Consider the following 14,944-nt stretch of genomic DNA (forward strand, 5'->3'; position numbering starts at 1 on the left):
CCATTAGGTCTTCGGGGAGTACGATATTCTTTGAGCAACTCGTCAATGAGTTCCGGTCGAAAGGTCATAGTTTAGTGCCTTTGTTCATTAGTTCATTAGATCTTGTTTTTTGACCTTTGACACAAACTAATTTACAGTCTCTTAGGTCGGGGTGTCAGGATCAATGCCTCGCGATCGCAACAACGCCCGCAACCGTTCCTTGTCCTGACGTTCCTGGAAGAGGATTGCCTCAGCCGTATCTGCCCGTAGTCGTTCCTGCTCTGCCCGTAGTCGTTCCTGCTCTGCCCGCCGTGAGATCGCTGCAATCACCTGATCTTGCTGGGCAGTTGCTTCTTCAAAGTTGGGGATGATTACCCCATCAGCCGTGAAGTAGCGCAACATCCCATTCGCCACTCCCAGATACAGTTCTAACTGTTCACTCCACAGCCATCCCTGGGCATCTGGCACAATTTCTTGATACTGTCCTGCTTGTAGGCGAAAACCCTTAAACTCCAATCGATTCGCTCTGGGGTCAAACCAGAAATACTCGGGTATTTTGAAAACATCCTGATACAGAGTTTTCTTAGTTGTTTTGTCAGCCCTGGCAGTTTTGGGCGAAAGAACTTCCACAATCAGGTTGGGAAACTTACCTTCCTTAGAAACTAGCCAACTATTCCGGGGTCGTCGCTGCGTTTCCAAAACAACAAAAAAATCAGGTCCTCGAAAAGTATTCCGTTCCAGTTGCTCTGGTTTGTAGTAGATGCTGAGATTGCCTGCTGCAAAAAAATCTTGCCGCTGTTGCCACCACCATTCCAGGCACGTCAGCAGCAAAACGATTTGAGCCAGATGTAGGGAGTTTTCCAATTCAGGTTCATCGCTCAGTGGCTCATCAGCCAGGAGGTCATAGTCACGGGCTGAAACCATAGGACTAATTCCGAAACTGACCTCTATTTTAAGAGTTCAGAGGATTTCTCGCTTGAAATAGGGTTGCAATACATCCGGCACTTTCACGGTTCCATCGGACTGCTGGTAGTTCTCTAGAATGGCTGCCATTGTTCGTCCAACTGCCAATCCGGAGCCGTTGAGGGTATGAACAAACACAGTTCCTTTCTGACCTGTTTCCTTAAAGCGGATATTACCCCGCCGTGCCTGAAAGTCCCAGAAGTTTGAGCAACTGGAGATTTCTCGATAGGTGCCTGCTGAGGGCAACCAGACCTCCAGGTCATAACATTTGGCAGCACCAAAGCCTAAATCGCCTGTACAAAGCTCAATCACCTGATAAGGAAGCTTTAAAGCCTGCAAAATTGCTTCAGCGTTCTGTACTAATGCTTGATGTTCCTGTTCTGAGGTATCGGGATGGACAATTTTGACGAGTTCTACTTTATTAAACTGGTGCAACCGAATCAGTCCGCGGGTGTCGCGCCCATAACTGCCCGCCTCGCGGCGGAAGCAGGGGGTGTAAGCGCAGTGGTGAATCGGTAGTTGATCGGCTGATAGAATCTCATCCCGATAGAGGTTGGTGACAGGAACTTCAGCGGTGGGAGCCAACCACAGATCATCGTCTTTGCATTGAAAACTTTCTTCGGCAAACTTGGGCAGTTGTCCGGTTGCGGTTAAGGAGGTACTGTTGATCAAAAATGGTGGCAGAACTTCCAGGTAGCCTGCGGCGATATGAGTATCCAGCATGAACTGGATTAGTGCCCGCTCCAATGCGGCAGCCGATCCCATCAATGCGACAAAGCGAGTTTGTGCTACTTTAGTTGCCCGCTCGGTGTTGAGAATGCCCAGCTTTTCGCCAATTTCCCAGTGGGGTAGAACTTGAATTTGAGGTTTGTGTTCATCGCCCCAACACCGAACTCTTACGTTCTCGGTTTCATCCTTGCCAAGTGGGGTTGAGTCGAGGGGTAGGTTGGGCAGAGTTAACAGTAGAGAGTCTATTTGGGCTTTAATCTCTTTTTCCTGGGGTTCCAGAGCGCTGAGTTGAGTTTTAATCTGGTTGCCCTCTTCCTTCAATTCCAGGATTTCCGGATCGTTGGGCTTGCTGCCCGACTTCATCTTCTGCCCAACCAATTTGCCAATTTCGTTGCTGCGTGCTTGAAGTTGGGAGCGATCGCTTTCCAGTTTGCGCCGCTGTTCATCAAGCTGCACGATGGGCTGGATGTCATAGTTGCCATTGCGGCTGTTCAACCGCTCTTGCACAAAGTCTGGTTTTTCTCGAAGGAGCTTCAGGTCAAGCACGGGTAGATCTCAGATTTTGGATTGATGATAGTGAATTTTAGATTGGTTCAGCTTCAAAGAAAAAGCAGAAATCCCATTCTAGAGTAGCGGTTTTGCGGCGATCAAAATCTAAACCCAGAATTTCAGATTAAGTGGGTTGTTCTGGATCGATTCCCATGCCGCGAAGTCGTTCTGCCAGAGCTTGCGATCGCTGACGTTCTCGTTCTAATTCAGTTTCTGCTTGCTCGGCTCGTTGGCGTTCCTGCTTCCCCCGTTCGGCAATTTCGGCATAGCTCAAGAAAGGTTCCCCAGTGGGATGGTAGATCTGGAGAATTTCGCCCGACAAGTTAAATTGAATCTTCAATTGGGGGCTGACCCAATCAGCGATTGAGGCGATCGCTTCTAAGCCATCCTCCCCCCGTAACCAACCGCGTAGCTCGTTATTATCTGGATTGTAGATATAGTATTCTTGAACACCGTGCCGTTCGTAAAACAGCAGTTTTTTCTCCATCTCAGTCTGGGTATTGTCAGGAGAAAGGATTTCAAACACTACTTGAGGAGCAATTCCCCCTTCTTTCCACTGTTGATAAGAGCCTCTGTCCCCTTTGGGTCTACCAAACACCACGAGTACGTCTGGGGCAGTGACAATTTTGGGCTTTCCTTCTACTGGATACCAGAGCAGATCACCTGCCACAAAAACGTTTGGATCCTCTGCAAACAGCCAATCTAAATTTTGCTGAATCACCACAATCCAACGGAACTGTTTGGTATTGTCAGCTATTGGCTTGCCGTCACTTTCGGGGTAGATGATCTCAGTTGAGGAGACTGCTGGTAGTTGGGAAACCATAGGGTAGCCTTACAGATGCCGTTGTTTGAAGTAGTTAAACTTAAGCATAGCAAGCGCGATCGCACCTCCAAAAGGTCTGCAAAGTATGGGGGCGATCGCTGGATCAACTTCAATAAGATGGGAAAAATAGGTTTCTGCGTCAATACATTCGGTTTGTGCCATGAAAAAACCCAGGATAGTGATTTCCCTGGTTTCGACGTGTCTAGCCTTGACCGTAGTAGCTTTTCAATGGACTACTCAACCTGCGATCGCTCAAACAATGAAACAGTTGATTGAACAAGCCACCACTGCTCAATCTGCCGGACGTTATGCGGAGGCTAAGGATATCTGGCAGCAAGTTATTCAGAGCCATCCCGATGATGCAATAGGCTATACGGGGTTGGGTAATTTGCTGCTTCAACAGGTTCGTGTTGTAGAACCTATCAGAATTGGAGAACTGCTAGAGCGGGCAGAATCTATCTTCCGCAAAGCCGTTCGGCTTGACCCCAACTATGCAGCCGCCCAAGTTGGATTGGGAGAAGCACTTTCGTCCCAACGAAAGTGGGAAGAAGCAGTCAGTACTTATCGTAAAGGAACTGAGTTAGATCCCGAACATATCCATACTCTGAAGCGATTAGCAGATGGGTTGTCGTTTCAAGGAAACCATGACGAGGCGATCGCTCTTTACCGGCGGGTAATCGAGCTTGATGCAGGAGATCCCGATAATGCCGATGCGTATCTCAGTCTCAGCCATGAGTTATCGCAACAGCAAAAAGTAGACGAAGCGATCGCGCTCCTTCGTCGAGCAATCGACATCAAGCCTGACAACGCGACTGCTTATTACAATCTAGGGATGCTGTTGGCAGGTCAAGCTAAACTCCATGAGGCGATCGCAGCCTACCAAACCGCTATTCAGCTTGAGCCGGATGATGCCGAAATTTATATGCTTTTGGGAGATACATTAGCTGAACAAGGGAAATTTGATAGCGCAGTTGCAACTTATCGAAAAGCGATTCAAATTTCACCGGAGTCAGAGGATGTTTGGTTGTCGTATCTCCAGATCGGCAAAGTTTTGAAGCAGCAAGGCAAACTCAATCAGGCGATCGCCGCTTACCAAAAAGCGGTTGAACTGAGTGAGGACTACAATCCAATCCCGTATGTGCTTTTGGGAGATGGGCTGGCAGAACAGAAGCGGTTTGATGAGGCAATAGTGGCTTATCGTGATGTTCTGAAAACTCCATATTTTCCACCGCCAGAACCTCTACCCACTAATTACCATGCTCTGGCACACGCTGGGTTAGGCAATGTTTTTAGGCAGCAGGGTAGGTTACAAGAAGCGGTTGAAGCCTATCAACAGGCGATCGCACTTGATCCAAAGTTGGAGATTGCTCAAACCAACTTGCAAGAAGTCCTAGATTTATTGAATAATCCCTCAAAGCCATCAGGAAATGGAAAATAGAAAAAGTGTGTGATAGGCATCACAGTCAGTGTCTCAGTGGGATCACGGTTCCGTAATATCCCAGTCACGAGATCGCCTTTAAAGAATCACAATCCTTTACGACCGTGATCACACGGAGATTCCACCATTGATCGGATGATAAATATAAGCAAAAACCCCCAGGATCAGGCTTCCGCCCTCCCACTTGAGACAAGACAACGTTAAATTGCCTCGGAGAGACATCTTTAAGATGTCTCTTCTTTTTTGTCATGGAGTCGATGAGGTATAACAATAACCATCAAAATCTAGGACAAATTAACAAGCGAAAAGCATTGTCGCACTACCCTTTCCCGTTAACAGCACTGTTTGGCTGAGCACTCACGTCAAAGTTTGGCACCGATGCCTGACACCTGACACCTAGCACCTAACACACCTGACATACAACAATCAGCTTTTCACAATTGCCCCAAAATCACCCAATACCCGCGCATGGTTACGCAACAGCCCTAGCAAATGTAGTCGGTTGCGCCGGATATCCAGATCCGAATCCATCACCAGTACACTTTGGGAACCGTCAAAGAATGTGCTGACCGTGGGGGCAATGTTTGCCAGGGCACTCACCAATTTTCGGTAGTTTCGTTCTTTCCGGGCTGCCTGGGTTTGGGGCAGCAGTTTCACCAGCGCATCATAGAAAGCCTGTTCAGATGGTTGCTTGAAGAGCTTTGGATTGACCAGGGGAGCAGGATCTAGAGCAGTGGTATCCAGATCGCCCTGGGCGGCAAGCCGGGAGGAGCGGTTGACGGTTTCGTAGATGGTTCCCAGGGTGCCGTCGTTGCGGATGGATTGTAAAAAGAGGGCGCGATCGCGCACATCCAGCAGGTCTTTCAATGCCCGTTCCGCATACTCCACATCATTGTCACCTAACACGGCATTGACTAGGTCATAGTCTACCTGGCGGTCTTCCTGGAGCAGGGTACGAATCCGTTGCAGGAAAAAGTCCTGGATTTGCTGTTGCAATTCAGCCAAGGACGATTTCATTACGGTGGCAAAGGACTGGGCAAAATCGGCCGTCACCTGATCCAACAAGTGATACAAGTTGAGGGGCAAATTGGCAGCCCAGGTAATATTGACGATGGCATTAGCAGCACGTCTGAGAGCAAAGGGATCGGAAGAACCGGAGGGCACCATGCCTAAACCAAAAATGCTGACCAGGGTATCCAGGCGATCGGCGATCCCAACGACCTGACCTGCCAGGGTGGCGGGCAGTTTGTCACCCGCTCCTTTGGGTAGGTAGTGTTCCAGGATGGCGATCGCGACCGTTTCCAATTCTCCACTGGTACGGGCATATTTTTCACCCATTACCCCTTGCAATTCGGGAAACTCCCCCACCATCTGCGTCACCAGATCCGCTTTGCAGAGCAGAGCAGTTCGTTGAATCTCTGTTTGGTTCTTGACCTGAAGCTGGTCGGCAATTTGTTTCGCAACCCTACCGATCCGGTCTACCTTAGCGCGAACGGAACCCAGATCTGCCTGAAAAGTCACCGTTTCTAGTTTGGAGAGATAGCTTTCTAAAGGCTGGGCGCGATCGGCATCAAAGAAAAATTTGCCATCAGATAGGCGGGCACGAATGACCCGCTCATTCCCCTTAGCAATGATGTCTGACTTGGTTGGGTTCCCATTGGAAATCGTAATGAAATAGGGCAAGAGTTCCAGAGACTCCGCTTCCTTCAGCACTGGGAAGTAACGCTGATGGCTCTCCATCTCAGTCGTAATCACCTCCGGTGGCAGTTCAAGGAATTCTGCATCAAACTGACCCACCACTGCCGTTGGATATTCCACCAGATTCGTCACTTCTTCCAGCAAATCTGGATGGATAACCGCCACTCCGTTCACCTTCGCTGCCGCCGCCGTAGCCTGCCGTTCAATCAGACTACGCCGCTTCTCAATGTTGACCTGGACAAAAGCAGCATCTAAAAGCCGGACATATTCTTCAGCATGGGTGATTTCAACCGGCTGCGGATGCAGGACGCGATGCCCCTGGGAGAGGCGATCGCTGCGGCACCCCTGGGAGCCATTCACCAGTTCAACCGGCAGCACTTCACTATCCAGTAGGGTGACCAACCAGCGGATTGGGCGGGGAAACCGCAGATCACCATCGGACCAACGCATAAACCGCCGCCCTTCTAAAACCATGATCCACTCTTGTACCTGCTGAGTCAGAATCTCGGCGGTGGGTTTGCCCACAATCATTTTCCGAGCAAACACAAAATTGCCCTTCTCGGTAGCGCGAATTTCCAGAGATTCTAAACTCACCCCTTGCTTCTGAGCAAAGCCTATGGCTGCTTTGGTTGGTTCCCCGCCTTTAAAGGCTGCCTGGGCAGGCGGTCCCTTAATCTCCTCTTCTTGATCAGGCTGGCGTTTGGGCAGCCCCCAGATCAAGACCGCAAGACGACGGGGGGTGCCATAAAATTCGACACTCTCTGGGGTTAGATAATGTTCAGAAAGACTTTGAGGAATGCGCGATCGCCACTGTTCCAACGCGCCATCAATAAAATCGGCAGGTAGTTCTTCTGTCCCTATTTCTAGTAAAAACGTTGCCATAAAACTCTGAACTCGCCTGCCCGATATACTTCAGTCTTAAATCATATGGGAATTTGAGAAAAAGTGAAAACAACTCTGATTGCAGTCATCCATCCGACTCAAACCCCGTAGTTGTTTGTGATGACCCAAAAACCTCTCTAAAGGTATAGGAGAGAAAATGATTTGTTTCCTATACTCCCCCGATGTATGCATGAGTATTACCCACTATAGAGAGATGTCAAAAACGTCCAGAATGGTTCACAAACCCCGTGTCTTAATCATCCAATACTGCGGTGACTATCGTGAAGCGTTCAATCGCTTTAGTCAGGGAGGTGCTGAAACTTATCATGCCCAAAAATACTCCATCAGTACGATCGCCGAACTCGCCCAAAAAGTTGATGAGATCGCCGTTCTTGCCTGTGTTACGGATGAAGCTTATAACGAAGTTCTTCCGAATCAAGTGCGAGCGATCGGTGGAGGGTATGGTTCTAAAATTCCAGTGAAAGAGTTGCTTCGTTTAGTGGAACAGCACAACCCAACCCACCTGATTATCAACGTGCCACTTAGAGGGCTTTTCCAGTGGGCAAATCGCAATCAAGTACGAACCCTTGCTCTGCTGGCTGACTCCTTCTCAACTAATCGACTGATTGATAGATTCAGGAATTATTTGCTTGCCAGACTGCTGAACCAAAAACAGATTGAATGGGTTGCCAACCACAACATTAATTCATCGCGATCGCTCCAAAACATAGGGGTCAATCCTGACAAAATCATTCCCTGGGATTGGGAGCCAGCGGTTACTCCAGAGGAATTTCTCCCGAAACAGCTTCAACCCGACAAGGAAAACTTTCAGCTCGTTTATGTGGGTTCAATGATCGAATCGAAAGGGGTTGGGGATATTTTAGCAGCGGTTTCAAAGCTCAAGTCTAAGAATCTACCAATCACCCTTAAAATGGCAGGAAAAGGAGACATTTCCTATTACCAGGAGCAGGCAAAGCAGTTAGACATTGATCGGCAGGTCGAGTTTTTAGGACTGGTGTCTAACAATGAAGTTGTCCCTTTAATGAGAGAAGCGGATCTGGTCACTATTCCAAGTCGTCATGATTATCCAGAAGGATTACCTATGACTATTTATGAGGCGTTATGTTCGTATACTCCTATAGTGGCATCGGATCACCCCATGTTTGAGGGCAATTTAGTGGATCATGACAATGCCCTGGTCTTTCCGGCGGGAGATTCTTCTGCGTTAGCGGAACGGGTAGAAAAACTGCTTTCAAACCCTGGGCTTTATCAGCAACTTTCCACCAATTCCAAAGATGCCTGGGAACGATTGCAGGTTCCGGTCAAGTTTGCTGAGCTGCTAAACCGTTGGATATTTGACACCCCCGAAAATCGCCAGTGGTTGTTTAATCATCGTCTTGCTTCCGGGCAATATGACTAAGGTAAAAGGCTGAAGGCTAAGGGCTAAAGGCTAAAGATAAAAGTTTGATACCTACTCCCATCCCCCCATCATCTACCGATTCACCCTACTGAACTCGCGATCGCCCATTCGAGCTTCGGTGTTTGTAAATACTCCGGAATATGTTCGGTATGAAAATTGCTCCAGCGAATGGTGGAATTGCCTGTAAATTCGAGCTTCAAAATGGAGGCATTGGGAACTCGAAAACCCCTGTGGAACCAGTGGAAATGCCTCATTGCGGCGGTATCGATCCGGGCGGGTGCTGCCAGAATTTGCCAGAGTAAAGCTTTGGTAAATGTGCTGTGACTGAAAAGTACCGTAAAGCCCTGAACCTGTCGAAGTTGACCAAGGGTTTCTTGCACCCGATTCATTAAAGTGCCAAAGGATTCTGCCCGTTCTCCATCAACAAATTGAGGATCGCAACGCTGCCAAAAGGCAATGCTCATGGCGCGACGTTCCGTGTGGTTTGTGATCAAATGATGGGGTAAGCTCAGATAGCTAAACTCCTGTACTGCCCAGGTTTCAGTGGATGGATTGGGAAACTTTTGAAGTAAGGGTTGGGCTGTGAGGTGGGTTCTGACATAGGGAGAGGTCACAATCAAGTCAGGCTGATGGTGAATTGCGATCGCGACACACTTTGCCTGTGCCTCTCCAGTGGCAGTCAATACATTGTCGTCTGGTCCCGTGGTTGGTAGCCCTGCATTGGATAGGCTCTGACCATGTCGAATAATCCAAATTTGATTCATTGCAACTCTAACGTCGGATGTTCATCTAAAAATACACCCACAACAAAAATCGTTCGTTTTTCGTATTCGGGAGAGGAAAGGGCATAGGGCGTTGCTGATTCAAAATATGAATTGATGGTTGAAAGCCATGAAAACTCGTTCAGGATTTGGCAAAATCATATTCTCAACTCTCAACTCCTCCCCTAACCAACTTTAGAAACACGTCGGTCAAATTTGCCTGGTCCTTTTGTGCCTGCAATAGGGGTAGCGGTTTGAGAATTTCTAGTACCGGGTAAAGAATTTCTGGGTCGCCCACATGAATAGTGGAATCTGATTGAATTTCGGCACCCAGAGCAGCAATTTTGCTCAGTCGTTCCGGATCGATCGCCGATTCTGTCTCTATTAAATAGGCACTGCCAGAAAACTGTCGGATCAATTGTTCCGTTGGTTCTTCAGCCATAATCGTCCCTTTGTTGATGATGGCAACCCGGTCTGAAAGCTCTTCAGCGATCGCAAGTTGGTGGGTTGTTAACAGAATGGCGCAGCCTTCGCAGGCGATTTCACGCACCAATTGTTTAACGTCCTCAGTGGCTTCCACATCCAACCCTAAAGTGGGTTCATCCAGCAGCAACAAGGGGGGGTGATGCATTAAGGCAACCGCGATCGCCAGCTTTTGCTGCATCCCACGAGAGAGAAATTGCACCTGGCTCCGCCGCTTATCCGTCAGATTAAATCGCTCCAGTAGCTCCTGTGCCCGCAAACGAGCCGCTCGCTGGCTCATTCCCCGCAGGACCCCAAAATATTCCAGGTTTTCAATCGGGGTCAACCGCCAGTAAACATTTCGGTTCCCCTCCAGCACAGCTCCCAACAACCGCAGCGTCTCAGGATTGGAGTGGGGATCGCGATCTGCAATCCTCACCCACCCCTCATCGGGCTGAATCAGCCCTGCAATCATCTTAATAGTGGTTGTTTTTCCTGCCCCGTTCGGGCCCAAAAATGCCAACACCTGTCCCGCCAAAATTTGCAGAGAAACATCTCGCACCGCACTAACCGTGCGACCTTTTTCGGTATAAATCTTTTTGAGATGTTGAGCCTCTAAGATAAGCATGGGAAAGGAGTTGAGAGTTGAGAGTTGAGAGTTAAGGGCGGTAATGGGTAATGGCTTTACGGTTTTGTTTCAAAGGGTAGGCTGAAAGCTGAAGGCTGAAAGCTACTGACCAATCACAAATAATTACTTGCTAACAACCAACATCTGGCACCTGACATCTGATATCTACCCCTTAACTATGACTGAAACCACATATGCTGACCAGGTTGAGCGGGCGATCGCTACCCTCAAAAACGATCTACCCACCCTGTTTCAGAAAGACATTTCCTATGACATTTACAGCCAGGACATTTTCTTCCGTGACCCGGTTAACCAGTTCAAAGGCAAGTTCAACTACCGCATTATCTTCTGGACCCTACGGTTTCACGGCAGATTATTTTTTACTGAACTCTATTTCGATTTGCACAATGTTCAACAGGCTGCTCAAGACACCATTCGGGCAGATTGGACGGTTCGCGGTACCCTACGAGTCCCGTGGAAGGCAAAAATTTTCTTCAACGGCTACTCCCTCTACAAACTCAACTCAGGTGCCCTGATCTACGAACATATTGACACTTGGGATCGCTCTCCTAAAACGATCCTAAAGCAGTTTATTCAACCTGGGGCTTCCTGAATCTGGTATATTAGCAGCGATCAGTTAGTACAAATGAACGACTGCCTCTTACTAACCTGATGGGCAACCTGATAGACGAGATCCCCCGTATCTCGTTGATCTGCGTGTAATTAGCTAAAGTAAATCTCTCAGATGCCGGGGATCTGGGGATTGGCAGAACTTTATCCTGCGGGTTTGCTGATGACAGGTCACCTCAAAGCCCAAGTTTTCTGATGGAGAGGGTTTCTTATGCCTGAACAACTTGTCCCGATTTTTCGCGTGGCGGATGCCCATGAAACCGCTAAATGGTACTCACGACTGGATTTTGTGATTGAAGGAGAACATCGCTTTGCTCCAGGATTTCCCCTTTATTTATTTCTCCGTCGCGGGCTTAATGCGCTCCACTTGTCGGAACACGAAGGCGACGCTCGACCGAACACGCTTGTATATTTATACGTCGATGATGTTGATGAAATTGCTGCGGAGTTTAACGCCGAAGTTGTGAATCAACCATGGGCACGCGAAGTACATCTGACTGATCCCGATGGGAATCGATTACGCATTGGACAACGAAGGAATTGAGGTGTTGCTGAATAACAGGATGAAGGGGAAAGAAAGTTCAGTTTATAGCGTTTTTGAATCCAGTGAGGTACATCGATAGCCGCAAAACCCTTGAGTCAAATAGATGAGTGCACCTCATCACCCAGAAGGAAACGCTATATCCAACTTGAAACTCCCAACTCCCCTTAATCCGTTACCACCTGCTCAACCTCAGCCGGTTTTACTGGCTTCCTATTCGGATTGAAATAAGCTTCAAGCACTTGGCGCACCATAGGTCCGGTCAACGAACCACCACCACCCCCAGAATTTTCGCCAAAAGCCACCACAAGAATTTCTGGCTTATTGGCTGGAGCATACCCTCCAAACCAGGTATGAGACTTACGCCCAAAGTCCTCTGCGGTGCCACTTTTGCCTGCAACAGGTGGTAAGTTTGACACATTTAACGCCGTTCCCGTGCCGCTTTCGACCACCGCCCGTAGCCCTTCCTGTAAAATCTGGATAGTTTCTGGCTTGAGATTCAGAGGCTCTCGCCAATTCTTGGCAGCTTCATTGTCCTTCAGCAAATGGGGCTTAACCAAATATCCACCGTTAGCAACAGCAGCAAACATCACAGCAACCTGAAGCGGAGAGGATTGCAAATAGCCCTGCCCAATTGACATATTAACGGTGTCACCCAAAAACCATCCTTCTCCAATTTCCTTCCGCTTCCAGGCATCGTCCGGTACCAATCCGGCAGCCTCTTCGGAAGACAGCTCAATCCCGGTTTTGTTGCCAAACCCAAACCGACGAGTCCATTGAATCAGATCCTTATCACCCACTCCCATGGCAATCTGGTAGAAGAAGGTATCACTACTCCATGCCATTGCGCCGACGAAATTGAGGGGTCCGAACCCAGCACGGTTCCAATCACCAAATTCGATACCACCAATCGTTAGGGATGGGTAAGTTTGCAGAACAGTGTCTGGACTGAACTTGTTCGTTTCAAGGGCAGCAGCCGTGGTTACAATTTTAAAAGTGCTGGCAGGCGGAAAACCCTGTAAGGCTCGGTTAACAAACGGATGGTCTTCACTCTGCAATCGCTTCCACTGCTCATCGCTAATTCGGGCTGAGAACAGGTTTGGGTCAAAAGCAGGACGGCTAACCATTGCCAGCACCCCGCCATTGTTGGGGTCGATCGCAACAATCACCCCTTTGCGATCGCCCAACGCCACCTCCGCCGCCTTTTGTAACTCCATATCCAGGGTCAGGTTGACGTTCTTACCAGACTGGGTCTGCTTTCTGCCCAAGATCCGCACCACCTGCCCCATGCCATCCACCTCGACCTGTTGCCCGCCCCATTCACCCCGGAGCAAGTCCTCATAGGCAGACTCAATACCCATTTGACCAATCACATCACCCAGGCGATAGCCCTTTTCTTGCCGCCGTTCCAGATCCTGGTCACTCATCTCACCCGTGTAGCCCAGCACATGAGCTGCCAGATCTCCATTGGGGTAATAGCGAACCGCCTCCGGCTCTACCTGCACCCCTTCTAGCTCGCTGGCATATTCAGACAGCACAGTGACCTGCGCCGGACTGATACTGCGCATCACTCGAATCAGATAGGGAGAGTTATAGCCTGCCTGTTCAATCCGCTTCTGAAGATAGCTTTCGGGAATATTAAGCAGTTGCGCCAATCGTTTGAAGGTCTGATTCCATTCCGCCTTTTTCTGTGCCAGGGGCCACAGGTAGACAGAGTGGGATAATCGACTAACAGCCAAAACCTTTCCCTTGCGGTCTCGAATCGTGCCCCGCTCTGGCTGTTTTGGGATCAGGCGGATTCGGTTATTGTCTGCTAATTGGCGGTTGCGATCGCCCTCTACCAATTGCAGGTAACCCAACCGAGCAGAAATCCCCCCCAGCATGACCAGGGAAATACCCAGCATTAGGGCAACCGACTGATAGCCGCGACCAACGGTACGAGCCGTTTTTTGAGCCGCTGTATAAGAAGGCTGAGTCAGAGTCATACATCCACCGTTAATCGAAATCCCTTAACAAAAGGACGAAAAAGCAAAATCAGGAGGCTGAAAAGGGTAGTCTCTATTCATGCATAGATGGGCAACCTATACCAAGATACTGCTTCATCTATTCTGGAAAGGTCAAATCGCATCGGGTAATCTAGGAAAGCATTCAAAAAAAACGCCTTTTAAAATTCCTTCTTTAAAATCTGCTAAAACTTCTCAATGAATGCCAGGTCGGTAGAATAAACTTCACGCTCAGACTGCCACTCTACCATGAAGATCTATGAAGCTGGTGGAGTTCTCATCGGGAATCGCCATTAGGGAATCGCCATTATGTCTCAAACTGTCACCCCAAATTTGCAGGCGACAAAAGCCGACACCGGTTTTGATGTTGAGTTGCGAAAAGTTTTTAAGGTATTCGCTGGCGAAACCGTCGTGCGTAGCGTTGACCTTAACATCTTGCGGGGAGAGTTTTTTAGCATTTTGGGTCCTTCCGGATGCGGTAAAACGACCACCCTCAGGCTGATTGCCGGGTTTGAAACCCCCTCTGCTGGCGAAGTTCTGATTCAAGGGCAATTAATGACTCAGGTGCCGCCCTATCGCCGTCCGGTCAACACGGTGTTTCAAAACTATGCCCTGTTTAACCATTTAACCGTTCAGGAAAACATTGCCTTTGGATTGCGGCTCAGAAAGCGGAGTAAAGCTGAAATTGAAGACCGGGTCAAAGAAGCGCTCAAACTGGTTAAGATGGAATCCTTTGTGAATCGCTTTCCAGTTCAGCTTTCCGGGGGGCAGCAACAGCGAGTCGCCCTGGCGCGGGCATTGGTTAACCGCCCTGCGGTCGTGCTGCTGGATGAACCCCTGGGAGCACTGGATTTGAAGCTGCGGAAAGAGATGCAGGTAGAGCTAACCAACCTTCATCGGGAGTTGGGTTTGACTTTTGTGATGGTCACCCATGATCAGGAAGAAGCCCTCAGCTTGTCTGACCGGATTGCCGTGATGAACCAGGGTCGGGTTGAACAAATAGACTCCCCAAACCAAATTTATGAGCAACCATCGACTCCTTTTGTTGCCGACTTCATTGGGGATACCAATCTATTTCCTGCCAAAATTGAAGGATCTCATCCGGCAATGCTCTGGGTCACTACTGAGAAGGGGCTAAAGATGAAGGTAAAACCACCCGAAATGGGCAATACCCCCTCCTCCGGTCCAGTGATGATTAGTGTACGTCCCGAAAGAATTCAGGTCAGCCGATCTCAACCGAATGATCAGGTCAACTGGTTTAAGGGGCGGTTAGTCAATGTCATGTATTTGGGCACTCACGTTCACTACCTGGTGGAACTGGATTCGGGCGATCGCCTGACGGTTAGGCAGCCCAATGCCTTCAATCTTCCTGGCTCTGATACCCCCATCTATGTCCACTGGTCCTTTGATGATTGTCTGGCAATTGCAAGTTGAGGGC

Annotated in this window: 13 protein-coding genes; 5 read left to right on the top strand and 8 right to left on the bottom strand. The window is 48.9% G+C overall.

Annotated elements, in window-relative coordinates; all coding sequences use genetic code 11:
* Window positions 1–141: 141 nt before the first annotated feature.
* The 4 genes from AC1S52_RS15030 to AC1S52_RS15045 form a co-directional block, all read right to left on the bottom strand.
* On the bottom strand, window positions 142–903 hold the full coding sequence (locus AC1S52_RS15030; protein ID WP_482029836.1) for a Uma2 family endonuclease: 762 nt from the start codon (window positions 901–903) through the stop codon (window positions 142–144).
* A 36-nt stretch (window positions 904–939) separates the two neighbouring features.
* Entirely contained in the window at window positions 940–2,217 is a 1,278-nt protein-coding gene (gene serS / locus AC1S52_RS15035; protein WP_482029837.1) for a serine--tRNA ligase, read from the bottom strand.
* A gap of 127 nt (window positions 2,218–2,344) precedes the next feature.
* Window positions 2,345–3,043, bottom strand: a complete 699-nt coding sequence (locus AC1S52_RS15040) for a Uma2 family endonuclease (protein ID WP_482029838.1) — start codon at window positions 3,041–3,043, stop codon at window positions 2,345–2,347.
* Between the two features lie 9 nt (window positions 3,044–3,052).
* Entirely contained in the window at window positions 3,053–3,205 is a 153-nt protein-coding gene (locus tag AC1S52_RS15045) for a hypothetical protein (protein WP_482029839.1), read from the bottom strand.
* Here AC1S52_RS15045 and AC1S52_RS15050 point away from each other — a divergent pair.
* Complete coding sequence (locus tag AC1S52_RS15050) at window positions 3,204–4,481, top strand: tetratricopeptide repeat protein (RefSeq protein WP_482029840.1); 1,278 nt, start codon at window positions 3,204–3,206, stop codon at window positions 4,479–4,481. The genes AC1S52_RS15045 and AC1S52_RS15050 overlap by 2 nt on opposite strands.
* Before the next feature lie 426 nt (window positions 4,482–4,907).
* On the opposite strand, the gene glyS is transcribed toward AC1S52_RS15050, so the two are convergent.
* The gene (gene glyS / locus AC1S52_RS15055) at window positions 4,908–7,061 is read right to left on the bottom strand and encodes a glycine--tRNA ligase subunit beta (RefSeq protein ID WP_482029841.1); all 2,154 of its coding nucleotides are present in this window, start codon (window positions 7,059–7,061) and stop codon (window positions 4,908–4,910) included.
* Window positions 7,062–7,293: 232 nt separating this feature from the next.
* Here glyS and AC1S52_RS15060 point away from each other — a divergent pair, with 232 nt between their 5' ends.
* Window positions 7,294–8,481 carry a glycosyltransferase family 4 protein gene (locus AC1S52_RS15060; protein WP_482029842.1) on the top strand — a complete coding sequence of 396 codons (1,188 nt, stop codon included), beginning with the start codon at window positions 7,294–7,296 and terminating at the stop codon, window positions 8,479–8,481.
* An 80-nt stretch (window positions 8,482–8,561) separates the two neighbouring features.
* Here AC1S52_RS15060 and AC1S52_RS15065 read toward each other — a convergent pair whose 3' ends face one another.
* Together AC1S52_RS15065 and AC1S52_RS15070 are read right to left on the bottom strand one after the other, a co-directional pair.
* On the bottom strand, window positions 8,562–9,245 hold the full coding sequence (locus AC1S52_RS15065) for a histidine phosphatase family protein (protein WP_482029843.1): 684 nt from the start codon (window positions 9,243–9,245) through the stop codon (window positions 8,562–8,564).
* Window positions 9,246–9,408: 163 nt separating this feature from the next.
* Complete coding sequence (locus tag AC1S52_RS15070; RefSeq protein ID WP_482029844.1) at window positions 9,409–10,332, bottom strand: ABC transporter ATP-binding protein; 924 nt, start codon at window positions 10,330–10,332, stop codon at window positions 9,409–9,411.
* A 178-nt stretch (window positions 10,333–10,510) separates the two neighbouring features.
* Here AC1S52_RS15070 and AC1S52_RS15075 point away from each other — a divergent pair, with 178 nt between their 5' ends.
* Both AC1S52_RS15075 and AC1S52_RS15080 read left to right on the top strand, forming a co-directional pair.
* Entirely contained in the window at window positions 10,511–10,945 is a 435-nt protein-coding gene (locus AC1S52_RS15075; protein WP_482029845.1) for a C6orf136 family protein, read from the top strand.
* Window positions 10,946–11,173: 228 nt separating this feature from the next.
* Window positions 11,174–11,506: a glyoxalase superfamily protein gene (locus AC1S52_RS15080; RefSeq protein WP_482029846.1), complete on the top strand. Its 333-nt coding sequence runs from the start codon at window positions 11,174–11,176 to the stop codon at window positions 11,504–11,506.
* 164 nt (window positions 11,507–11,670) lie between these two features.
* Here the strand turns inward: AC1S52_RS15080 and mrdA are convergent, their stop codons facing one another.
* Window positions 11,671–13,488, bottom strand: coding sequence for a penicillin-binding protein 2 (gene mrdA / locus AC1S52_RS15085; RefSeq protein ID WP_482029847.1), 1,818 nt, complete (start codon window positions 13,486–13,488; stop codon window positions 11,671–11,673).
* 327 nt (window positions 13,489–13,815) lie between these two features.
* Here mrdA and AC1S52_RS15090 point away from each other — a divergent pair, with 327 nt between their 5' ends.
* A complete protein-coding gene (locus AC1S52_RS15090) occupies window positions 13,816–14,940 on the top strand; it encodes an ABC transporter ATP-binding protein (protein ID WP_482029848.1) in 1,125 nt (374 codons plus the stop codon).
* Window positions 14,941–14,944 lie beyond the last annotated feature (4 nt).

This window comes from Kovacikia sp. CALU 1929, from assembly GCF_056784235.1.